Annotated in this window: 22 protein-coding genes; 11 read left to right on the top strand and 11 right to left on the bottom strand. The window is 36.3% G+C overall.

All coding sequences use genetic code 11. The features are described from left to right. The first annotated feature begins 3 nt into the window (after positions 1-3). Positions 4-1,407 carry a TolC family protein gene (locus WBM60_RS01875; RefSeq protein ID WP_424262063.1) on the top strand — a complete coding sequence of 468 codons (1,404 nt, stop codon included), beginning with the start codon at positions 4-6 and terminating at the stop codon, positions 1,405-1,407. A gap of 162 nt (positions 1,408-1,569) precedes the next feature. Then, entirely contained in the window at positions 1,570-2,196 is a 627-nt protein-coding gene (locus tag WBM60_RS01870) for a thioredoxin family protein (protein ID WP_424262061.1), read from the top strand. Here the strand turns inward: WBM60_RS01870 and WBM60_RS01865 are convergent. From WBM60_RS01865 to WBM60_RS01845, 5 genes are read right to left on the bottom strand one after another with little or no spacing between them, the layout of a single operon-like run. After that, the gene (locus WBM60_RS01865; RefSeq protein WP_424262059.1) at positions 2,179-2,904 is read right to left on the bottom strand and encodes an energy transducer TonB family protein; all 726 of its coding nucleotides are present in this window, start codon (positions 2,902-2,904) and stop codon (positions 2,179-2,181) included. The genes WBM60_RS01870 and WBM60_RS01865 overlap by 18 nt on opposite strands. A 57-nt stretch (positions 2,905-2,961) precedes the next feature. After that, positions 2,962-3,654 carry a tRNA pseudouridine(55) synthase TruB gene (gene truB / locus WBM60_RS01860; RefSeq protein WP_424262057.1) on the bottom strand — a complete coding sequence of 231 codons (693 nt, stop codon included), beginning with the start codon at positions 3,652-3,654 and terminating at the stop codon, positions 2,962-2,964. 36 nt (positions 3,655-3,690) lie between these two features. Continuing rightward, positions 3,691-4,485 carry an undecaprenyl-diphosphate phosphatase gene (locus WBM60_RS01855; protein ID WP_424262055.1) on the bottom strand — a complete coding sequence of 265 codons (795 nt, stop codon included), beginning with the start codon at positions 4,483-4,485 and terminating at the stop codon, positions 3,691-3,693. After that, positions 4,486-4,758 carry a DUF3098 domain-containing protein gene (locus tag WBM60_RS01850; RefSeq protein WP_299158440.1) on the bottom strand — a complete coding sequence of 91 codons (273 nt, stop codon included), beginning with the start codon at positions 4,756-4,758 and terminating at the stop codon, positions 4,486-4,488. Between the two features lie 9 nt (positions 4,759-4,767). Further along, entirely contained in the window at positions 4,768-5,646 is an 879-nt protein-coding gene (locus WBM60_RS01845; protein WP_299158438.1) for a cell division protein FtsX, read from the bottom strand. Between the two features lie 80 nt (positions 5,647-5,726). On the opposite strand from WBM60_RS01845, the gene leuS reads away from it, so the two are divergent. From leuS to WBM60_RS01830, 3 genes are all read left to right on the top strand, one after another. Continuing rightward, complete coding sequence (gene leuS, locus WBM60_RS01840; protein WP_424262052.1) at positions 5,727-8,561, top strand: leucine--tRNA ligase; 2,835 nt, start codon at positions 5,727-5,729, stop codon at positions 8,559-8,561. A 321-nt stretch (positions 8,562-8,882) separates the two neighbouring features. Beyond that, the gene (gene ald, locus WBM60_RS01835) at positions 8,883-9,983 is read left to right on the top strand and encodes an alanine dehydrogenase (protein ID WP_424262050.1); all 1,101 of its coding nucleotides are present in this window, start codon (positions 8,883-8,885) and stop codon (positions 9,981-9,983) included. 92 nt (positions 9,984-10,075) lie between these two features. Continuing rightward, a complete protein-coding gene (locus WBM60_RS01830) occupies positions 10,076-10,780 on the top strand; it encodes a zinc metallopeptidase (RefSeq protein WP_299158430.1) in 705 nt (234 codons plus the stop codon). 27 nt (positions 10,781-10,807) lie between these two features. Here WBM60_RS01830 and WBM60_RS01825 read toward each other — a convergent pair whose 3' ends face one another. Together WBM60_RS01825 and WBM60_RS01820 are read right to left on the bottom strand one after the other, a co-directional pair. Next, a complete protein-coding gene (locus tag WBM60_RS01825) occupies positions 10,808-11,278 on the bottom strand; it encodes an Lrp/AsnC ligand binding domain-containing protein (RefSeq protein WP_424262048.1) in 471 nt (156 codons plus the stop codon). A gap of 49 nt (positions 11,279-11,327) precedes the next feature. Further along, positions 11,328-12,701, bottom strand: a complete 1,374-nt coding sequence (locus WBM60_RS01820) for a saccharopine dehydrogenase family protein (RefSeq protein ID WP_424262046.1) — start codon at positions 12,699-12,701, stop codon at positions 11,328-11,330. Positions 12,702-12,782: 81 nt separating this feature from the next. Here WBM60_RS01820 and WBM60_RS01815 point away from each other — a divergent pair, with 81 nt between their 5' ends. Continuing rightward, on the top strand, positions 12,783-13,166 hold the full coding sequence (locus WBM60_RS01815) for a DUF423 domain-containing protein (RefSeq protein ID WP_424277907.1): 384 nt from the start codon (positions 12,783-12,785) through the stop codon (positions 13,164-13,166). Between the two features lie 92 nt (positions 13,167-13,258). Next, the gene (pckA, locus tag WBM60_RS01810) at positions 13,259-14,854 is read left to right on the top strand and encodes a phosphoenolpyruvate carboxykinase (ATP) (protein WP_424276260.1); all 1,596 of its coding nucleotides are present in this window, start codon (positions 13,259-13,261) and stop codon (positions 14,852-14,854) included. 40 nt (positions 14,855-14,894) lie between these two features. On the opposite strand, the gene WBM60_RS01805 is transcribed toward pckA, so the two are convergent. The 3 genes from WBM60_RS01805 to WBM60_RS01795 are packed head-to-tail and all read right to left on the bottom strand — an operon-like array spanning position 14,895 to position 17,967. Then, on the bottom strand, positions 14,895-15,641 hold the full coding sequence (locus WBM60_RS01805; RefSeq protein ID WP_424277908.1) for a uroporphyrinogen-III synthase: 747 nt from the start codon (positions 15,639-15,641) through the stop codon (positions 14,895-14,897). Positions 15,642-15,646: 5 nt separating this feature from the next. Then, entirely contained in the window at positions 15,647-16,303 is a 657-nt protein-coding gene (locus WBM60_RS01800) for a DUF4271 domain-containing protein (protein WP_424282682.1), read from the bottom strand. Next, positions 16,303-17,967, bottom strand: coding sequence for an ArnT family glycosyltransferase (locus WBM60_RS01795; RefSeq protein ID WP_424264116.1), 1,665 nt, complete (start codon positions 17,965-17,967; stop codon positions 16,303-16,305). Before WBM60_RS01795 ends, WBM60_RS01800 begins: the two co-directional genes overlap by 1 nt. A gap of 133 nt (positions 17,968-18,100) precedes the next feature. Here WBM60_RS01795 and WBM60_RS01790 point away from each other — a divergent pair, with 133 nt between their 5' ends. From WBM60_RS01790 to WBM60_RS01780, 3 genes are read left to right on the top strand one after another with little or no spacing between them, the layout of a single operon-like run. Continuing rightward, a complete protein-coding gene (locus tag WBM60_RS01790) occupies positions 18,101-18,823 on the top strand; it encodes a polyprenol monophosphomannose synthase (protein WP_424276353.1) in 723 nt (240 codons plus the stop codon). 3 nt (positions 18,824-18,826) lie between these two features. Beyond that, positions 18,827-20,161 carry a dihydroorotase gene (locus WBM60_RS01785; protein WP_424259716.1) on the top strand — a complete coding sequence of 445 codons (1,335 nt, stop codon included), beginning with the start codon at positions 18,827-18,829 and terminating at the stop codon, positions 20,159-20,161. Next, on the top strand, positions 20,161-20,544 hold the full coding sequence (locus WBM60_RS01780; protein ID WP_424259715.1) for a DUF4296 domain-containing protein: 384 nt from the start codon (positions 20,161-20,163) through the stop codon (positions 20,542-20,544). Before WBM60_RS01785 ends, WBM60_RS01780 begins: the two co-directional genes overlap by 1 nt. Here WBM60_RS01780 and WBM60_RS01775 read toward each other — a convergent pair. After that, entirely contained in the window at positions 20,523-21,542 is a 1,020-nt protein-coding gene (locus tag WBM60_RS01775) for an NAD-dependent epimerase/dehydratase family protein (protein WP_424259714.1), read from the bottom strand. The genes WBM60_RS01780 and WBM60_RS01775 overlap by 22 nt on opposite strands. 100 nt (positions 21,543-21,642) lie before the next feature. Here WBM60_RS01775 and tyrS point away from each other — a divergent pair, with 100 nt between their 5' ends. Further along, positions 21,643-22,941 (top strand): tyrosine--tRNA ligase, encoded by a 1,299-nt coding sequence (tyrS, locus tag WBM60_RS01770; protein WP_424259713.1) that lies wholly within the window; start codon positions 21,643-21,645, stop codon positions 22,939-22,941. Positions 22,942-22,954 lie beyond the last annotated feature (13 nt).

Genomic DNA, 22,954 nt, shown 5'->3' with positions numbered 1-22,954 from the left:
AATATGAAAAAGCACTGGTTTTTACTTATTCTTTTCGCTTCACTTTCATTAAACGCACAGGTAAACGACACCCTCGTTTTAAGCTTTTATGAGTTTTTAGGGTATGTGAAAAAATATCATCCTATTGCTCGTCAGGCTGAATTACAAATCGGTATTGGGCAAGCAAATCTAATGCGCTCAAGAGGAGGATTTGATCCAAAAATTGAAGTAGATTACGAAAGAAAACAGTTTAAGGGTGTTGAGTATTATGACCGTTTTAATGCTACATTCAAAGTCCCCACTTGGTATGGGATAGAATTAAAAGGTAACTTTCAGCAGGATGAAGGAGAATTTTTAAATCCAGATGAATCATTGCCAGAGGGCGGATTGTTTAGTGCGGGAATCTCTGTTTCTGTGCTTCAAGGAATATGGATCAATGAAAGAATGGCAACCTTAAAACGGGCCAAATATTTTAAAGAACAGACCTTAGCAGATAGAGATTTATTAGTTAATGAGATTCTTTTTAAAGCGTCAGTAGCATATTTTGATTGGTTACAGGCATACAGAAACAAAACGGTTTATGAGAATTTTGTTGATAATGCCAGTTCCAGATTGGAAGGAATTAAGCGTAGTGCAGAAGCAGGTGATATCGCATCAATAGATGTCGTGGAAGCCAAAATTGCATTTCAGGACAGGCAACTTCGTCTCGAACAAGCCATGGTTGAGCTTACCAATAAGACTTTGGAACTTTCGAATTTTTTATGGATGGAGAATAATATTCCAATAGAGTTGCAGCCAAATGTCATTCCAAATATCGGTATAAATAGGGAGGTGGATATCACTCTGGAAATCATGGGAAAACCATTGGATAGTTTTTCATTGGAAAATCACCCCAAGATTAAGTCTTTAGGGTTTAAATTGGCTGGCCTGGAAGTAGATAAGAGATTAAAAGCCAATAAACTACTACCGAGAATTGATATCGAGTATAACTTCCTTACAGAAACCCCGGGAACTCTGAATTCTTATGATTCACAACAATACAAAGGAGGTGTTAACTTCCTATTCCCATTGTTTTTAAGAAAAGAAAGAGGGGATTTAAAATTAGCAAAGTTTAAACTAAACGATACTCAATTTGAATTGGACAATGCTGAAATCGAAATTCAAAATAAAGTTTTGGCAATCTATAATGCTTTGGATTCTTATCAGATACAGAATTCACTTATAGAGGATATTGTTGGTGACTATAATAAACTATTGGCAGCAGAAGAAAGAAAATTCGATTTTGGAGAAAGTTCTTTGTTTTTGATAATTAGTAGGGAAAGTAAACTAATAGATTCTGAACTTAAACAGAATGAAGTGCAGAATAAATACTTAACTGAAAAGGCGAAGCTTTTCAGGAGCCTTGCCATAAATCCGGAAAACTTGTAGCCTCATATTTCAAAAACTCCTTATAAATAGAGCATGCCTTAACTACTCTTAATGTCTTGGTGTTCTAAATAGTATTAATGATGCGATAGGAGAGATGGCCAAAAAAAACCAATTTGAAACAAAATACTGTTTGGTTTTTTGATTTTACACGACTATAGGGAAATGAAAAATACCGAAGATCTAATACTGCAAGAAAAACTAATTGAATCTGCATTGTCCCGTGCATATACCTATGAAGATTATCGAAATCTATTGGATGAATTGACTGCACTCAAAAGGACTACAGGCGTTGAACAGAAAGAGTCTCTGATCAATTATACTCTGTTAAATAACCAGAGGATAAGACGATGGGATAAAACACTAAAATTGTCGGACACTGCAAATAAGAGAGTTAAAAAATGGGAAAAACCAGTTTTATGGCTCGTTTTAACCGAAAGTTGGTGTGGTGACGCTGCCCCTGCAATGCCCGTAATGAATAAGATAGCGGAATCATCAGCAAAAATTAAGTTTAAAGTAGCATTGCGAGATGAAAACCCGGAGCTCATGGATCTTTTTCGAACAAATGGAACCTTGTCTATTCCCAAACTCATAATGATTGATGAACAGCGTATGGAAGTTATTAATTCCTGGGGGCCAAGACCTACTAAGGCAACTAAAATGGTTGAAGTTTATAAAAAAGAAAACGGCGAACTTACACCCGAATTTAAGCAAGATTTGCAGCTTTGGTATAATAAAGATAAAGGGGAAAATATCCTCGACGATCTCTTGGGATTACTTACTTTGAAATAGGTAGGTTATTGTGCCTTTTTGAGTAGCTCTCGATGCTGAACTAAATTTTGCCTCTAAGGCATAGGAAATAGCGTTATCAACAAGGCAGCCATTAGATGTATTAGAACTTTTTGAATTGAAATTAGCATCAATAACATTGCCTGAAGCATCTACTTCAATATTCACTACAACTCTACCACCTTCAATACAGGTATATATTGGTGGTGGAAGTAAATAATTAGAACGATCAACCAGTGAATATGAAATGGAAGTTTTTCTTTTTTCAAGCTTATTTGTGAATTCTTGTTTATTAGCCTCGACTTCCTCTAGTTGTTGTTTTTTTTCTTCTCTTTTTTTTACGAGATCCTTGAGGCTGGCTGCATATCCTGAATCTGAATTCAAAAATTCTTTGAAGTCATCTTCATTCATCGAAGCTTCTTTTTCCTCTAATAGTTCTTCAAGTGTTTTTAGAGGTTCCGGTTCTTCCAAACTAGATTTGGCGGTTTCGTTAAAAGCCATATGACTTTTTATGGGATCTGCTTTGGCCATCTCCTCCTGCCTTTCCAACTCTTCAATTATTTTTTCAAGCTCCTCGTCCGCCAAGCTCAATTCAATTATATACTCTTCCTGTTCCTCAGATCCCAAGTGAATATTAAAAAGTAACAATATCACTATCGATAGAGAGAAGAAAGTAATTATAAGAGAAAGCTGACTTCGATTCAGGTCCATATTTCTATAACCAAATTTTTAATAATATATTTCACTCAACACCTCATTTTAAAGTTGTTAAACATTCATCATTTCTTTAAAATTTGCCGGTGCTATCGCATTATTTACGTTATAGTCCCCTATTTTGGTTCTTCTAAGGGATGATAAGTGGCCCCCGGAATTCAATGCTTTACCAAAATCATGGGCGATAGATCTTATATATGTGCCTTTGCTGCATCGTATCCTGAATCGTAATACGGGCAGATTTATTTCCAAAATCTCAAATTCTAAAACTTCAACAAACCGGGCTTTTATCTCCAATTCCTTGCCTTCTCTTGCATATTCATACATACGCTTTCCATCTTTTTTCAAAGCCGAAAAAACAGGAGGTTTTTGAGCGATCTTACCAAGAAACAAAGCTTTTGTCTTATGAATTAATTCATGAGTGATATGATCTGTTGGATATACATTATCCACTTCGGTCTCCAGGTCGTAAGAAGGGGTTGAGCTGCCTAATGTAATAGTGCCCTCATACTCCTTTGGCATACCTTGAAATTCATGAATCCGCTTCGTAAATTTCCCGGCACATATTAATAAAAGCCCGCTGGCTAGGGGGTCTAAAGTCCCGGCATGACCTACTTTAATTTTTTTTAACTGGAATCTTTTTCTAATTGCCCATTTGACGGCATTAACGGCCTGAAAAGAAGACCAATTTAAAGGCTTGTCAATTAGAATAAGTTGGCCCTCCAAAAAATCTTCCTTGGTTTTCAAGACAATAATTTAAGTAAAAATTTAAAAATTAAGGATTTAACCCAAAAGACCAAAACCTATGGCAATACATCCAACAATAAAACAGTAAATAGCAAAGTAACTCAACTTACTTTTTTTAACGAGCTGAATCATCCAGGTACATGCGACTAAACCTGCTATGAAAGCAGCTATAAAACCTGCTCCCATAGCAATGGCTTGCTCACTTTGATATTGGAGTTCCCCACCAATAATATCTTTGGCCATTTTACCTATTATAAGGGGTACAACCATTAAAAATGAAAATCGGGCAGCTTTAGTCTTATCTACACCCAACAATACAGAAGTGGATATCGTAGCCCCACTCCTGGAAATACCCGGTAGTATTGCAATTGCCTGAGATACACCTATGACAAAAGCATTTAAATAGGTTACTTTTTTCTGAGTTTCTCTGGCCTTATCTGCAAGGTATAGGAGTAGTGCTGTAATAAGAAGCATGTAGCCTACAAATGCTACATTGCCACCAAAAAAACCTTCTAGCTGTTCTTCAAAAATCAGTCCCACAATTGAAGCAGGGATCATAGATATAACAATCTTTAAAGAAAAACGCGTTTCCTCATTCCACTTAAATTGAAATAAACCTCTGATAATCTCCCATACGTCTTGCCTAAAGACCACAATTGTACTTAGGGCGGTGGCAAAATGAAGCACTACAGTAAACAGCAAGCTTTCCTGGGGGATAGAGTTATCGCCTAAAATTGCCTTTCCTAATTCCAGATGACCACTGGATGAAACAGGTAAAAATTCTGTTAATCCCTGGACTATGCCAAGGATAATTGCGTCTATGATTTCCAATTAATCGTTTTTCTTCTTATGTGGATTTAATAAAATGGCATATATCTCGATCCCTAAACCTATCAGGACTAAAGTTGGCGCCAATCGAATTCTTCTGAAGTTATATATATCGGGGTTAAATACATTAGGGTCATCACTTCCTCCTCCGCTCATTAATATAAAACCAAGGGCCATACAGGCAAGCCCTATAAACATAAAGAGGTAGTTTCTTCTCTGGAAGATAAATTCAGGCTTTGGGGCCTGATTTTGTTTATTTTTTTGCTTTTGACTCATGCTGCAAATTTAATAATATAAATCATCTGTTCTGAGATTAAGAAAGCGTTGGGTTGCAAAATAAGTACTTATTAATGAAATAAGTACGCCTAAAACAAAAACACCTACAAAAAGGATACTCAATATCGTGAAGTCCTGTAAAAGATTTAATTCTGGAAAATTCATATCAACATAATAAAGAACAGTTCCCAACGCTATTAGTGCTATTAATGAACCTAGCATGCCTAATTTAATATTTGTCCAAATAAAAGGCCTTCTGATAAACCTTTTTGTGGCACCCACCATTTGCATTGTTTTTATAATAAAGCGTTTAGAATATATGGATAAACGGATGGAACTATTAATTAATAAAACAGCGATTAGTGTAAAAACAGCACTAGCCACTAATATCCAGAAGGAAATCCTTTTAACATTATCTGTAAGCAGCGCAATAAGAGGCTTATCATAACTTACTTCTTCAACATAGTCCTTTTTGGCAAGTTCTGTTGCAATTTCCTCTACTTGTTCTGTAGAAACAAAATCTGCTTTTAAAGCCACATCAATTGAATTTTTAAGAGGATTATAACCCAAAAACTCAAGGAAGTTTTCACCAATTTCCGCACTGTGCACCTCAGCCGCTTCTTCTTTGGAGACATAGACGGCAGATTTGGTATAATCTGACATTACCAGGCTTTTCTGCAACTGATCAACTTCAACTTCCTTGGCATTATCCTTTAAGAAAACAGATATTTTGATTTGTTCTTTAAAATGATCTGCTAATTTTTTGGTGTTTAGCACTAAAAGGCCTAAAACACCTAATAAAAAAAGCACGAGACCAATACTCAACACCACTGAAAAGTAGGAAGAGATCAATTTGCGTTTTTGATAGCGTTCAAAAGATTTGCTCATAGTGGGATATGAATACGTAAAAATAGGAAAGTAAATTGAATAAACTTATTTTTGCGCGGTATCGGTTATAAACAAAAATTATGAGCTATAATTTTAGGGAGATTGAGGCCAAATGGCAAAGATATTGGGCGCACAATAACACATTTAAAGCGATTAATGGCTCGGATAAGGAGAAGTATTATGTTCTGGATATGTTTCCCTACCCATCAGGGGCCGGTCTTCATGTTGGACATCCTTTAGGTTATATTGCCAGTGATATTTATACCCGTTATAAAAGACATAAAGGATTCAATGTTTTACATCCTATGGGCTATGATTCCTTTGGGCTTCCGGCAGAACAATACGCTATACAAACCGGACAACACCCATCTATTACCACCGAGACCAATATAGCCAGATACAGAGAACAACTGGATAAACTAGGGTTTTCCTTTGACTGGAGCAGGGAAGTTCGCACTTCTGACCCAAAATATTACAAATGGACACAATGGATATTTATTCAACTTTTCAATTCCTGGTACAATAAAAGCAAGGATAAAGCTGAAGAAATAGAACAACTTATAGAAATTTTCAAAAAAGAGGGAAATGCCAATATCAATGCATCCTGTGATGAAGATACCCCATTCTTTACTGCCGCGGAATGGAATGAGCTGAATTCAAAGAAACAGGAAGAAATATTATTAAAGTACAGATTGACCTATTTAGCAGATACAGAGGTTAATTGGTGTCCTGCGCTTGGAACTGTACTTGCAAATGATGAGATTGTTAATGGCGTATCTGAACGCGGAGGACATCCTGTGGTACGCAAAAAAATGACCCAATGGAGCATGCGTATTACAGCTTATGCACAACGCCTCCTCGATGATTTACAAAAAGTAGATTGGCCTCAGTCTTTAAAAGACGCACAGGCAAATTGGATTGGCAGGTCTGTAGGTGCTTCAGTTACTTTTAACACAATACCTTCAGGGGATAGCAATATCTCTCACCCTATTGAGGTGTTCACTACCCGGCCTGATACAATTTTCGGAGTTAGTTTTATGACTCTTGCTCCAGAGCATGAATTGGTATCAAAAATAACCACAGAAGAACAAAAAGTGGAAGTCGAGACTTACGTTCAAAGCACTTCCAAACGATCAGAACGAGATAGGTTAGCAGATGTAAAAACTATTACCGGTGTTTTCACAGGCGCATTTGTTGAACATCCTTTTACCAGGGAACCAATACCCATTTGGATTGGGGATTATGTTTTAGCCGGTTATGGTACCGGAGCTGTAATGTCTGTCCCAAGTGGGGACCAACGCGATTATGATTTCGCAAAGCATTTTAAGATCCATATTCCTAATATTTTTGAAGGAATAGATATATCCCAAGAGGCATTTGCAGATAAAGAATTGACTATAATTGCCAATTCTGAGTTTTTAAATGGTTTAAATTATAAACAGGCCACTAAAAAAGTAATCTCTGAATTGGAAAACATTGGTCTGGGGAAAGGAAAGGTTAACTACCGACTTAGAGATGCGGTTTTTAGTCGCCAGCGCTATTGGGGTGAACCTTTTCCGGTATATTATGTAGATGGAATGCCTAAAATGATCGATGAAGACTGCCTTCCTTTGATGCTGCCTGAGGTAGAAAAGTATTTGCCTACAGAAACAGGAGAACCACCATTGGGGAATGCGACAGAGTGGGCATGGGATAAACAGAAATCTAAGGTGGTAAACAATAGTTTAATTGACAATGTGAACGTTTTCCCTTTAGAGCTTAATACAATGCCTGGATGGGCAGGTAGTTCGCAATATTTTAACCGGTATATGGATCCTGAAAACAATAAGGAAATCTTCTCTCAAGATGCTATTAACTACTGGCAGCAGGTAGATCTTTATATCGGAGGTGTTGAACACGCCACCGGACATTTATTATACTCCCGTTTTTGGCAGAAATTTATGTTCGACAAGGAAATGGTTCCTCATCAGGAATATGCCAAAAAATTAATTAACCAGGGAATGATTCTGGGCACAAGTGCCTTTGTGTATAGAGAAGAAGGAACGAATAAATTGATATCCAAAGGATTAATAAATGATATAAATGTAAGTCCATTACATGCCGATGTCTCTTTGGTTAACTCTTCGGATGAATTGGATATTGAAGCCTTTAAAAAATGGAGGCCAGAGTTTAAAGATGCTGACTTCATTTTAGAAAATGGTAAATACATTGTTGGGCGTGAGGTTGAAAAAATGTCCAAATCTAAATACAATGTGGTCAACCCGGATGAAATATGTGAGGAATATGGGGCAGATGCCTTACGGATGTATGAAATGTTTCTGGGGCCACTGGAACAGGCGAAACCATGGAATACAGCCGGTATCTCAGGAGTATATGCTTTTCTAAAAAAACTATGGCGGCTTTATCATACCGGGCCTGAAGGTGGATTTCAGGTTACAGAGCAGCCACCATCCAAAGAATCACTAAAATCACTTCATAAAACCATCAAAAAAGTGGAAGAGGATATTGAACATTTCTCATTCAATACTTCAGTAGCAACGTTTATGATTTGTGTAAATGAGCTTTCCACCCAAAAGTGTACCAGCAGGGAGATACTGGAACCACTTGCAATTTTGCTCTCCCCCTATGCGCCCCATATTTCTGAAGAACTTTGGGAAAAGTTGGGGCATTCAGCATCTGTTTCAACGGAGCCATTTCCGAATTTTGAGGCAGACTACCTCATTGAAAATAGCAAGGACTATCCAATTTCCTTTAATGGGAAAATGCGTTTCACCATCGAACTTCCTTTGGATATGGGAAAAGAAGAAATAGAGTCCGCCGTTATGTCCCACGAAAAAACTAAGGCACAACTTCAGGGTCGAATCCCAAAGAAGGTGATTGTGGTACCGGGCAAAATAGTGAATATCGTAGGCTAATCCTTATCCAACAAGATTTGTGTTAAAAGGGCCTTATTCCTGATCCATGATTGGTTCATGGAAACTAGGATTTTTGAGCAATTAATATAATCTGTTATAAGCGAAATAATTGAATATTATTATATTTAACACATTATGCCCCCTAAAATTTGCATAATAACACATAAAAATAGCAATTAATAGAAAACATACCCTATATATTTATGGGGTATAGTTTCAAAAAAGTATTATTATAGAGTTATTACCCCACATTTTGTCGATTTTATTTCATTATCAGTATTTATTGTTACATTTTTGACATGAACTTAAAAATATAATACTATGATTATAGGTGTACCAAAAGAAATCAAGAACAACGAAAGCAGGGTGGGAATGACACCCGCTGGAGTATTTGAGCTTGTTAAGTATAATCACACTGTTTACATTCAGTCCGGTGCAGGTGAAGGAAGCGGGTTTTTTGATGAGGATTATAAAAAAGCGGGTGCACTGATATTAGATACCATTGGGCAGGTTTATGCACTGTCGGAGATGATTGTCAAAGTAAAGGAACCTATAGAAAAGGAATATAACTTTATACAAAAGGGGCAGGTTATTTTCACCTATTTTCATTTTGCATCCAGTGAAACTTTGACAAAGGCAATGATAGAACGAAAGGCTGTTTGCATAGCCTATGAAACTGTTGAGGACGAAGATAGAACCCTTCCTTTGTTGACCCCGATGTCTGAAGTAGCAGGTAGGATGGCTATACAACAAGGAGCGAAATATCTGGAGAAGCCAGTTAAGGGTAGGGGAGTTTTGTTGGGTGGTGTTCCGGGGGTTGCACCCGGCAGAGTTCTGGTTCTTGGTGCTGGTGTAGTTGGAACTCAGGCTGCAAAAATGGCAGCCGGTCTTGGTGCCCATGTTACCATATTAGATGTTAATATGAAGAGACTTCGTTATATAAATGATGTAATGCCCAGCCATGTGGTAACTGAGTTTTCTAATGAATTTAATATAAGAAAGCATATAAAAACTCATGATCTCATTATTGGGGGGGTACTATTAAAAGGCTCAAAGGCCCCTAAACTCATCACCAGGGATATGCTTAAAGATATGCGCAAAGGAACAGTAATTGTTGATGTAGCTGTGGATCAGGGTGGGTGTGTCGAGACTACGAGACCAACCACACATGAAGACCCTATTTATATAATTAATGATGTAGTACATTATTCTGTAGCTAATATGCCCGGGGCTGTACCTTATACTTCTACTATGGCACTTACAAATGTAACATTGCCATATGTCCTCAAACTTGCAAATTTAGGCTGGGAAATGGCCTGTGAAGTAGATTCTTCATTGCATAAAGGGCTCAATATTGTACACGGAGAAGTAGTTTACAAGGAGATTTTAGAAGCATTTAATTGGAATGAGATAACAGTGTAAATGTACATTTTGTCAGTATAAAAACCCCGGCTCTATATTGGCCGGGTTTTTGTTATTTAATTACTACTTTTAAATTAGCAAAAAACGAAATTATGACAATTTATTATGTATTACTCGGTGCAATTGCCCTGGTAAGCTGGTTAGTTAGTAGAAAACTTAAAAGCAAGTTTAATTATTATTCCAAAGTACATTTGCGTAATGGCATGAGTGGTGCAGAGATTGCTGAACAAATGTTGAGTGATCATGGCATTAGAGATGTTAAAGTAGTCTCCACAGCTGGTATGCTTACAGATCATTACAACCCGAAAACCAAAACAGTAAATCTAAGTGAAGGGGTTTATAACCAGCGCAATGCGGCTGCAGCTGCTGTTGCTGCTCATGAATGTGGCCATGCAGTTCAGCATGCACAGGCCTACGAATGGCTTTCAATTCGTTCTAAATTAGTTCCTGTAGTGAGCGTTACATCGGGTATGTCTACATGGGTAGTCTTCGGAGGGCTTATATTGGCTGCTTCAACAGAGGGGCAGGGAGGCCAATTCGGGTTTTATATTGCCGTAGCGGGGTTAATCATGATGGGTTTTGCCACACTATTCAGTTTTATTACCCTTCCTGTGGAATATGATGCAAGTAACAGGGCGTTGGCCTGGTTAAAAAGGAAGAACATTGTTTCACAAGAAGAATATAAGGGATCTGAGGATTCCTTGAAATGGGCGGCAAGAACTTATGTAGTTGCTGCAATTGGCTCTCTGGCCTCTTTGGTTTATTGGGGGTTTCAGGTATTCGGTGGAAGAGATTAGTTCTATTAAAGGAATATTTTTGAACTATTAAATAGTAATTTGACGGTCTATTTGTTGATCTAGAGATATGAAGGTCTCTGTCCTGGAAACACCTTCAATCTGCTGAATTTTTTTGTTTAACAAATGCATAAGATGTTCATTGTCTTTGCATAGAACTTTGATAAGGATAGACCAATTTCCAGTAGTATAATGGCATTCCAGGACTTCCGGTATTTTTTCCAATTGTTTCACAGCTATCGGATTACTCATGGCCTTATCAAGAAAAATACCAATATACGCCATGGTTGTATAACCCAAAACTTTTGGATTCACAATGAATTTAGATCCGGCAATAAGGCCGGACTTTTCCAGTTTTCGAAGTCTTTGATGAATAGCAGCTCCTGAGATTCCAATATTTCTGGCAATTTCTAATATTGGCTTTCTTGCATCCTGCATAAGGAATCTTAGGATTTTTTTATCAATCCCATCAATTTTTATATTTTCATTACCGGGTTTCATGAACAGGCTTTCATTTAATACCTAAAGATACCAAAATTAGTTACAAATATTAACCTGCTACAGAATCAGGATTATAACCTAAATAAGGATTGTTATACTCCTTAAACTCTACTCCGTAATTGACTAACTCTTTTAAGATTGGTTCATATATTTCCTTTAATATCGGTATCTGGACACCTGGGGTGGAGATTTTTTTATTAAGTATTTGTAAGGTGGCAATAGCCACAGGTAAGCCAACAGTTTTGGCCATTGCTGTATGGGTATGATTTTCGCCAATCACCACCATATTGGCATCCAGTTGTTGTTTTTTTCCATTCAGTTCATATCCGAATTTATGGTACATGACGATCATATCTTTATCGTCATGCGCCATGGTCCAACTGTCTTCCAATATTTTTTGCAACATCTGGGCCGGGGAAGCATTTTTTATATTAATAATTTTTGTTGAATCGAACAGGTTTAACTCCAGCAGTTTTTCCCACATAATATCATCCTGATCAATTTTGAGATAGTGTCTGAGTTTAAGTTCAACGGAATCTGTGGGTGAATAGGGAAGAAAAAGATTAGTAAATTCCCTGTAGGACATGCCTTCGGAATTTTCTACGGTATAACTATCATCTGTCATACCCAGCTGAACAAACATATTCCAGGCTTTTGAGAATCCAACGCGTCTCATGGTACCTCTGTAAAGAGTTAGTGCATTCTTCAGGCCATATGCTTCCCTGTATTTTAAAGAATCTCTGTTTGCATATGCTTCAAAAGTTCCATAACCTTCAATATTCATAAATTCAGTTCGTCTGAATAATTTATGATAAGGAATATATTTATAGGAACCTTCCTGTATAAATTTAGCAGTTCCACCTTGTCCGGCAAGTACAACATTTCTGGGGTTCCATGTAAATTTGTAATTCCATAGATTAGTATCACTTTCAGGAGCTACCAGACCGCCAGTAAATGATTCAAATAATAGCATTTTACCTCCCTTATCCCTTATTCTATTAATTATTTGCATGGCGCTCATATGGTCTATACCAGGGTCTAAGCCTATTTCGTTCATAAAAACCAAGCCATTTTTTTTAGCAGTAGCATCTAATGCTTTAATTTCTTCACTTATATAGGAGGCAGTAACCATATGTTTTTTAAAACGAATGCAATCTTCAGCTACTTTTATATGAAACCGTGCCGGGAGCATGGAAATAACAATGTCCGAGTTTTTTATGGCCATCTCCCTTTCATCTTCTTTAAATATATCCAACTTTATTACTTTACAAGAAGGATGGTTTTTTATTTCATCAGAAATTATCCTGGGATTCAGATCCCCAATAGTTAAATGCAGGTTTTCTGAATCTGCTTTTTTCAAAAAGTAATCCAACAAATACGAGGTAGATTTTCCGGCCCCTATGACTAATATTTTTCGTGACATTAAATTTATTTTCTAATAGAAGTATTGCAGAGACTAAGGTATCAAATTGTTACATTTGTCAAAAATATGGCCATTTAAGTTATGAACAAAACAATTTTCTGTACAGGGGTTTTCTTTGGAGTATTGGCAGTAGTTTTAGGTGCTTTTGGAGCTCATGGACTGGAGAATCTCTTATCTTCAGATGCGATAGCTTCTTTTAAGACCGGAGTAACTTATCAAATGTATCATGCCCTTTTATTACTTATTCTTGGAAGTGTGAAAAGTATTCCCGAAGAGGAGAAGAAACTGGTTTATTATTTCATTGTTTCAGGGATTGTATTTTTCTCCTTTTCCATTTATTTGTTGGCTACAAATAGCCTGACTGGCTTTGATTTTCGAACCATTGGCTTTATTACCCCAATTGGGGGGCTTCTTTTGATTTTGGGGTGGTTGCAATTAGGTTATCGCGCTTATAGAAAATTCTAATAATTAAAGAGAATTACTTTAATTAAGGTGTCACAATTAGACAAGATTTTACCAACTGGAATACAATATAAATGGCAATAAAGGACATTTCAATGAAATCAATTTCATTAAAAGAGTACGGTTTTGAAATCAACCGGATATTTTACCAATTAGATCCTGATAAACTTCATCAGATGACCCTTGAACGCGGGATGGGCAAGGAGGTATCAAACGGAGCCTTGGCAGTTAACACCGGAGAGTTTACTGGACGTTCTCCAATGGATCGTTTTATTGTTAGAGACGATATAACCGCGGATAAAGTCTGGTGGGGAGATATAAATATTCCCTTTTCTCCTGAGAAATTTAATTCGCTTTATAATAAGGTGATTAATTACTTAAAGGGCAAGGACGTATTTGTAAGGGACTGTTATGCCTGTGCAGATATTAATTACCAATTAAATTTAAGGGTTATTAATGAATACCCCTGGTCCAATTTATTTGTGCACAATATGTTTCTTAGGCCTCAGGAAGAGGAATTAGTGAATTTTGAGCCGGAATGGACTGTGATAAATGCTCCCGGGTTTATGGCAGATACTTTGGCAGACGGAACTAGACAGCACAATTTTGCTATTCTAAATTTTACACGAAAAGTTGCTTTGATAGGGGGTACCGGCTACACTGGAGAGATTAAGAAAGGAATTTTCTCGGCTTTAAACTTTATTTTGCCTTTATATAAGAATACTTTGCCTATGCATTGTTCGGCCAATGTTGGGGAAAAAGGAGATACAGCCTTATTTTTTGGACTTTCAGGTACCGGTAAGACAACTTTGTCTACAGATCCCTATAGAAAATTGATTGGGGATGACGAACACGGATGGACTGAAGAAAACACAGTTTTTAATTTTGAAGGTGGTTGTTATGCCAAGGTGATCAATCTTAGTGCCGAAAAGGAACCTGAGATTTATGCTGCTATCAAAAAAGGGGCAATTTTGGAAAACGTTAGTATAGATTCAAGAGGGATCGTCGATTATGAAGACACATCAATAACTCAAAATACACGGGTCAGTTATCCTATTGATCATATTTCCAATATAAAAATTCCTTCAATTGGAGAAAACCCTAAAAATATTTTTTTCCTTACGGCGGATGCCTTTGGAGTATTACCCCCTATATCAAAGTTAACTCCCAGCCAGGCCGCATATCATTTTATGTCGGGATACACGGCCAAGGTGGCAGGCACTGAGACAGGGGTAGTAGAGCCTATACCTTCATTTTCTGCCTGTTTCGGTGCGCCGTTTATGCCTTTGCATCCGGCAGAATATGCAGAAGTATTAAGTAGGAAAATGAAAGAATCTCAGGTTAGTGTTTGGTTGGTTAATACGGGATGGACCGGTGGGCCATACGGGGTTGGAACGCGAATGAAATTAAAATATACAAGAGCTATGATTCGGGCTGCACTTAATGGTGAATTAGGATTGTATACCTATGACACCTACCATATTCATTCTGTGTTTGGTGTAGCACAACCACGAACCTGCCCGGGTGTCCCTACTGATGTTTTAAGCCCGAGAGCAACCTGGAATAATGATAAAGCGTATTATGATACTGCATTTAAACTTTCCAATGCTTTTCGTGAGAATTTTAAAAAGTTCGAGTCTTATGCCAGTGAAGAAATCAGGCGAGGAGGACCCCAGCGTTATAACTATTAATTAAAAAGGTCTCAGTAAATGAGACCTTTTTATTGAGTTTTTATTTTTTGTTGACACTGGTAATATACTTTTGCAAAGCCATTGTCATGGAAGGAGTCTCCGGTGTCGGCGCTTTTATATCTATTCGCAGGCCTGCATCAGTTGCCGCGACGACAGTTGAATTTCCAAAGACCGCAATTTTTGTATCTTTTTGCTCAAAGTCAGGAAAATTTTTAAGTAATGATTCTATCCCCGACGGGCTAAAAAATACCAGAACGTCGTAATAGACATTTCTTAAATCAGAGAGATCGCTAATAACCGTTTTATAGAAAATACCCCGATTCCAATTAATTCCCAGTTCATTTAATGTTTCCGGAATGCCGGGTTTTAATGCATCTGACGAAGGCAGTAAAAAGGATTCCTCCTTGTATTTTTTAAATAAGTGAAGTAATTCACTAAAATTTCTTTTGCCTACATAAATTTTTCGTTTCCTGTAAACAACATATTTCTGAAGATAAAAAGCTACTGCCTCAGATTGGCAGAAATATTTCATGGTATCCGGAACCTTAAAACGCATTTCTTCAGCTATTCTAAAGAAATGATCAACAGAATTTCTGCTGGTAAGGATTATAGCGGAATAATCTTTAAGATCAATCTTTTGTTGTCGTACACTTTTGGCGTCAACTCCTTCAACATGTATGAAAGGCCTAAAGTCTACCTTTACTTTTTCCTTTTCAATTAGCCTTAGGTAAGGAGAATTTTCCATTTTAGGTTCTGGCTGGGACACCAAAATCGTTTTTATCTTCATGTACCTTAGTCTTTTAGATAATTCACAATGATTACAAAGGGTGCAATTTCGAGAGCGCAAAGGTACAAAATAAAATAGAAAAAGTAGCTTGAGATTAATTTTTGATAGTTTTTTATAATTGTTATCCAGCCAATAACATTTACCACTACTATCAGAAAAATACTGGCAAACACTACTATTTTCGAATCTGTAAGTACATAAGCAATGATAATATTGGATGCTAACATGATGATACTGCTGTAGTTAAGGTAGGACAACTTTTTAAAAATGAATTCATATATTATATTATTATTATTAAAGACAAAGCCACCTCCCATTTGTAGCAATATTTTGCCAAATAAAAACAAGAATAAAAATCCCAGAATAATTGAAAAAACCACAGGATACAGATCGCTTTCTGAATTGGACAAAATATTTGAGGCCAAATAGATGAAAAGTGAAAAATTTAGAAGTTGGAATAATGTAAAAAAGATATTGAACCAATTTAATAGTTTATCCTTTTTATTGTACATAAAAATATACTTGTTATTAAAAGGGAGTATAATAAAATTTAAAAACCTCTGGTAAAATAAATTCTTAGCAATAACCATAAAAAGTATACTGGAAAAGATAATAGCTGTTATCCAATCTATATTATTGATTACTCTTTGAACAGGTTCCATTATGGCAATTTAACGTTTTCCCCATTTATACCCCAATAAAGTCCGTTTTCAGAAATACTTATCTTAAAATAGTATGCATCGTTTATTTTTGGTTCGGGCATTAAAAGTTTAAAGCTCGTTGTATCTTTAGATTTAAGTACGCTCATCTCTTTCTGCAATGGGCTGGCTTGAATTTCTTGAACCTCTCTGAAATTTTTGTATTTGTTAAGAAAAACCACCCCAAATTCCAGTTTTGATATTTCTATATCGGTCGTGTATGGATTGTATATTTTAAAGTATATGTTCTTGTCTTCCAATAATTCGACAGGGGTATCAATAATAGTTCTCAACTTTCTAAAAGATTCAAAATTCTCAATATAGACACCAAAATGAGGCTCTCCTTTTGAATCGTAATAAGAGATGTCACCTTTATCCATGAATTTGGATACATATAGTATTTTTTGCCCCTGTACCAGATCTTCAGACTGGTCAATCGTAAATTGGTTTTGCCTGTACCAGATATTGTTTAGTGAATAAGAAGTATTGCCAGAATAGAAAGTATACATAGGTGCTTCGGTATAGGAATTTTCAAAAACTACCGGCATTGTCCCGACTTTTGAGCTTATTTCATTTACCCAATCTTTATTTCCATGGGTTTCATAAACAATGGGGAAAAGAGGAGCATAAATCAGACCTATTCTGAGGAACATTAAAATTATGATATTAGCTATTCCAAGATTAAAGATCCATTTTCTGGTTATTCTATCCTGGAGTATTTGATTGTATACCACTACAATCATTGGAATACAAATAACAATTAACCATTGCGTTTGTACGCGTCTGTTAAAACTGGAAATAAAAAAGAATGCAATTACTCCATAAATTAAATACAAAAGGGCTTTATTAAATTTATCTGATTTTTTTGTTTTCAATAAGGCTCTGTATATCCATGGAAATGTTAAGCCGAAAAGTACTATCAGGTTTACAAAAAACCCCAGTGTAAAATCGCCAAATTCATAGGCCCTGTTTGGCCTTTCAAACAAATGATACTTTATTGAAACAAAGTCATTGTCAATTAACCATATAAAATGGGGGGTATAACATATTAATGCAATAAGAACAGAAAGCCAGGCATATCTGTTAAAGATAAGCCGCAGATTAGACATCAACACAAACAGAATAACCAGAACAGCATGATATTTACTGTACATTAAGGCAGCCATAACAAATCCCAAAAGGATAGATATACCGATGGAAGGGGCTTTTAAAAACTTCTTATAAATCAATAAAAATAAGGCAGTAAAAAAAAGTAATGGGGTATCGGGTAGTGTTAGGAATCCATAGGCATGAATAAGGGTCATAGAGAAAATCAAGATAAAATAATGGAGTACATATTTATTCTTTCTAGGATTATCAATTAAAAACCAAAGGACTATATAAGTGCCAGCAGAAAGAACACTGCTTATAAATCGTACTCCTAGTTCTCCATCAAAAAACAGGCTGCTTATCTTGACAAGCAAAGCAACCATTGGCGGATGATCAAAGTAGCCCCAAGCCATATGCTGCGCATAATACCAATAGTAAGCTTCATCAAAAATTAGCTCAGTAAAATAACCTTGTAATAGGTTTAAGAAAAAAATTGATGCTAATAAATAAATGAAAATTCTGGGTAGTTTAAGTTTCATTCCGGTTGCAGATTCGCTTTAAAATTACAAATTATTGGACTAATCAATTCCTTTAAAGAAACGATAAAATTACTTTGGTATTTTCTGCTTGACTTTTTAAAGTAGTATTTTTGTTAAAATTGCCAAAAGCCAAATGACAGATAGCTTAGTAATTATTCCAACTTTTAATGAAATTGAAAATATTGAAGCTATAATAGATGCTGTTTTTCAACTTAAAAAAGAATTTGATGTCCTGATTGTGGATGATAATTCTCCGGATGGTACTGCTAATAAGGTCATTGAATTACAAAATAAATATCCCAAACAGTTGTTTCTCGAAGTAAGAAAAGAGAAATCTGGTTTGGGTACTGCTTATATTCATGGTTTTAAATGGGCATTGGCAAGAAAATATGACTACATTTTTGAAATGGATGCCGATTTTTCACACAAACCTTCAGACCTGCAAAGGTTATACAGGGCTTGTTTGAATGGTGCAGATGTGGCAATTGGATCGCGTTATAAAAAAGGGGTAAATGTAGTTAATTGGCCACTTTATAGGGTTTTATTATCCTATGGAGCTTCTTTTTATGTAAAATTAATTACCGGAATGCGAATTCATGATCCCACTGCCGGCTTTGTCTGCTATCACAGGAGTGTTTTGGAGGCGATAAACCTGGATACCATAAAATTTGTTGGATATGCTTTTCAGATAGAAATGAAATTTAGGGCATACCTTAAAAAATTTAAAATTGAGGAAATATCCATCATTTTTACAGATCGGGAGCAAGGTAAATCTAAAATGAATTCGTCAATTATCTGGGAAGCCATATTTGGTGTTATTACTATGAAATTTAGAAGTTTATTTACTAAAGATTAAGTTATGGATAAAACACTCATTAAAAATGCTGTTATCATAAATGAAGGGGTAAGATTTGAGTCGGATATTTTAATTCAAGATGAGATAATCAAAAAAATTGGCAGTAACCTTTCTACGAACGGGGCTAAAATTCTTGACGCAGCCGGAAATTTTGTTTTACCGGGAATAATAGATGATCAGGTACATTTTAGAGAGCCCGGACTTACCCATAAGGGGGATATAGCTTCAGAAAGCAGGGCGGCCATTGCAGGTGGAATAACTTCGTACATGGAACAACCAAATACGAATCCGCAGACTACCACGATTGAAAAATTGGAGCAAAAATTTGAATTAGCTTCCAGGACGTCATACGCTAATTATTCCTTTTTATTTGGCGGTACTAATGACAACCTGGAGGAAATAAAAAAACTAGATAAGTATGCCTGTTCGGGTATAAAACTATTTCTGGGTTCTTCAACTGGAAATATGCTAGTGGATAATGAAGAGGTCCTCGAGCGAATATTTAATAATACAGAACTGGTTATTTCGGTGCATTGTGAAGATGAAAAAACCGTCAGAGAAAACACCCAGAAATACAGAGCCATGTATGGAGATGATATTCCTGTAGAATTTCACCCTTTAATACGAAGTGAAGAGGCCTGTTACCTTTCTTCATCCCGGGCGATTGCCCTTGCAGAGAAAACGGGAGCAAGATTACACGTTTTTCATGTGTCGACAGGCAAAGAGACCCATCTTTTTAGAAATGACATTCCATTAGAACAAAAAAAGATTACTGCAGAAGTATGTATTCATCACCTTTGGTTTTCAGATCAGGATTATTCGGAAAAGGGAATGTTAATTAAATGGAATCCTGCAATTAAAACCTCTGCAGACAGGGATCAATTATGGCAAGCACTGCTGGATGATAGAATTGATGTTGTGGCAACAGATCATGCTCCGCATACCTTAGAAGAAAAGAATAATAATTATATGAAGGCACCCTCTGGTGGCCCTCTGGTTCAGCATGCATTAACTGCTATGTTGGAAAAATCTTTGGAAGGAAAAATTGCTGTAGAGAAAGTTGTTGAAAAAATGTGTCATAATCCTGCTAAATTGTTTCAAATTAAAAAACGTGGTTATATAAGGGAGGGTTATTATGCAGATTTAGTAATAGTAGATATGAACTCACCATGGACAGTCGATAAAAACAATATTGCCTATAAATGCGCATGGTCACCCTTTGATGGTAATAGGTTTAGAGCAAAAATCACCCACACTTTTGTAAATGGACATTTGGCCTATGATAAAGGACAATTTTCTGGTTTCAGGAATGCTAAAAGGCTTACTTTTGATAGATAATGATGCGGAAGATATTCTTTTTAATAACATTTATCATTCTTTTCTCATGTGGAGAAGAGGTCATTGATAAGCCCGTGAATCTTATTTCCAAAGAGAAAATGATTGATATCCTTTACGATTTGGCTATTATAGATGCCGCCAAATCTACAGGGCCTCAGGTAATGGAAAATAAGAATTTTGTCCCCATGGAATTTATTTACAATAAATATGAAATTGATAGTATGCAATTTGTATCTAGCGATTTATATTACGCATCCATACCTCTGGAATATGAAGATATTTATAAGAAAATAGAAGACAGGATTGTAAAAGAAAAGGAGCGATTTCAAAAACTGGGAGAGAAAAAAAAAGACAGTTTAATTCAGGAGAAGGAGGAAGAGTGAGCCTCCATATATTTTTGACATGAATAGGAAACACATGATTGTATTTGTTCATATTCGATGTTAAGTGCTTCCTGTACTTTTAAATTATCATAAACTTGAGGATAGCGCAAAGATGTGAGCCCTTGTTTAGTTAACTTCCTTTTTTTGGATATAAATAAACTTATAAACCAGTCCATTCTCCGGAAAACTTCCAATTGCCAAAATTTCAACCCTATCTTGGGGGATGGCCTGTTAAACCCGTGCGAGATGGTCTCTAAAATACTTTTAAAAGACAAATTTTCTGCTACAGCAATAAAGCGCTCATTTTTAATGGGAGAATCCATTAGTTGTACCATTATTTTTACAACATCACCCACTGATATAAATCCTGTACCACCCGGAAAGTAAAACCGCATACCCTTTGCAGCCGTTTTAAAAAGTAACCCACTACCACTTTCCCAATATCCTGGACCCAGGATAACGCCAGGGTTGACGATTACCATAGAGAGACCTTCCTGAGCCCCCCGCCAGACTTCCATTTCGGCAAAGTGTTTTGAAATTGCATATACATTTGCGTAGGTGTCATTCCATTCATTTTCTTCATTGACCATTTCACCTGTTGTAGATTTGCCTATTGTTCCAGTAGAACTGACATAACACAATTTTTTGATATTTTTATCAATACATAGATTTACAATATTCTCCGTACCCTTTTTATTTATTTTTTGTAAAGAATTAAAATCACCAGGATCAAACGAAATAAATGCGGCACAATGATAAACCAGAGTAACTTCCTTAAATGCCAATTCGAGAGCAGGGATATCGTTAATATCAGCTTCTATCCATTGAATCTTATTAAATAAAACCTCCGAATTTTCATGATAATATGAGAATACCTCCTTTACCTTTTGAATATTGCTATTTTTTCGATGAATAGCCTTAACAGATGCCCCCTTATTGAGCAAATACAATATAAGATGGGATCCAACAAGCCCGGTTCCTCCTGTGACTAAAATCATGGGCCTAATTTACTCATTTCGGTTGGATAAATTTGATCAATGAGGAAAGCTGCTGGCTATTTCTATTATATTTGCAGCAACTATTTTAATAGATTACAAAATGACTTCAAACTTTGTTTCGGAACTAAAATGGCGGGGAATGGTACATGATGCTATGCCGGGAACCGAAGAGCATCTGCTTACTGGGATGCAATCTGCTTATGTTGGGATAGATCCAACCGCAAATTCACTTCATATTGGTCATTTGGTAAGTGTAATGATGTTAAGGCATTTTCAGCTCGCTGGCCATAAACCTTATGCTTTAATTGGTGGAGCTACAGGTATGATAGGTGATCCTTCCGGTAAATCAACTGAACGAAACTTATTGGATGAAACTACCTTGCGATTAAACCAGGAAGCAATAAAGGAGCAATTGTCCCGCTTTCTTGATTTTGATAGCCTGGCAGAAAATTCTGCGGTGCTCGTGAACAACTATGATTGGATGAAAGATTTTACTTTCCTGGATTTTATTCGTGATGTTGGCAAACACATTACCGTAAACTATATGATGGCCAAAGAATCTGTCAGGAAAAGGCTATCGCCAGATGAAAAAGAAGGTATGTCTTTTACTGAGTTTACATATCAGTTAGTTCAGGGGTATGATTTTTTATATCTGTTTCAAAATTATAATTGTACACTTCAAATGGGTGGGAGTGACCAATGGGGAAATATTACGACCGGAACAGAGCTTATTCGCAGAATTGGGGGGGGTAAAGGATACGCACTCACCTGCCCTCTTATTACTAAGGCCGATGGAACCAAATTTGGAAAAACAGAGGGGGGTAATATCTGGTTGGATGCGCATAGAACCTCGCCTTATAAATTCTATCAGTATTGGCTGAATACATCAGATGAAGATGCAGAAAAATACATTAAAATCTTTACTTTTTTACCTAAAGATGAAATTGAAGATTTGATTGCCGACCAGTCTCACGCACCTCATTTACGAATACTACAAAAACGCCTGGCACAAGAAATTACCATTATGGTTCATTCCAAAGAAGAATTTGAAAATGCCGTGATTGCCAGTTCTATTCTTTTTGGAAAATCAACTTCTACAGATTTAAAGGGCTTAGACGAGAATACCTTTTTAGATGTTTTTGACGGAGTCCCACAAGCAGAGATTTCCAAATCTGAAATGGATAACGGATTGGATATGATTGCAGCATTGTCTGCCAAAACAGGTTTTTTGGGTTCGAATGGCGAAGCACGGAGGGAACTAAAACAAAATGCCATTTCCGTTAATAAAGAAAAAGTAAAAGAAGATTATTTGATAACGGAAACAGATTTGATAAACAACAAATATGTCTTACTTCAGCGAGGTAAAAAGAATTATTTTATCCTGGTTGTAAAATCATAAATAGGGGATATAA

Source organism: Eudoraea sp. (genome assembly GCF_049669105.1).
GTDB lineage: Bacteria > Bacteroidota > Bacteroidia > Flavobacteriales > Flavobacteriaceae > Eudoraea.
This window is presented reverse-complemented; position numbering and strand designations above follow the sequence as displayed.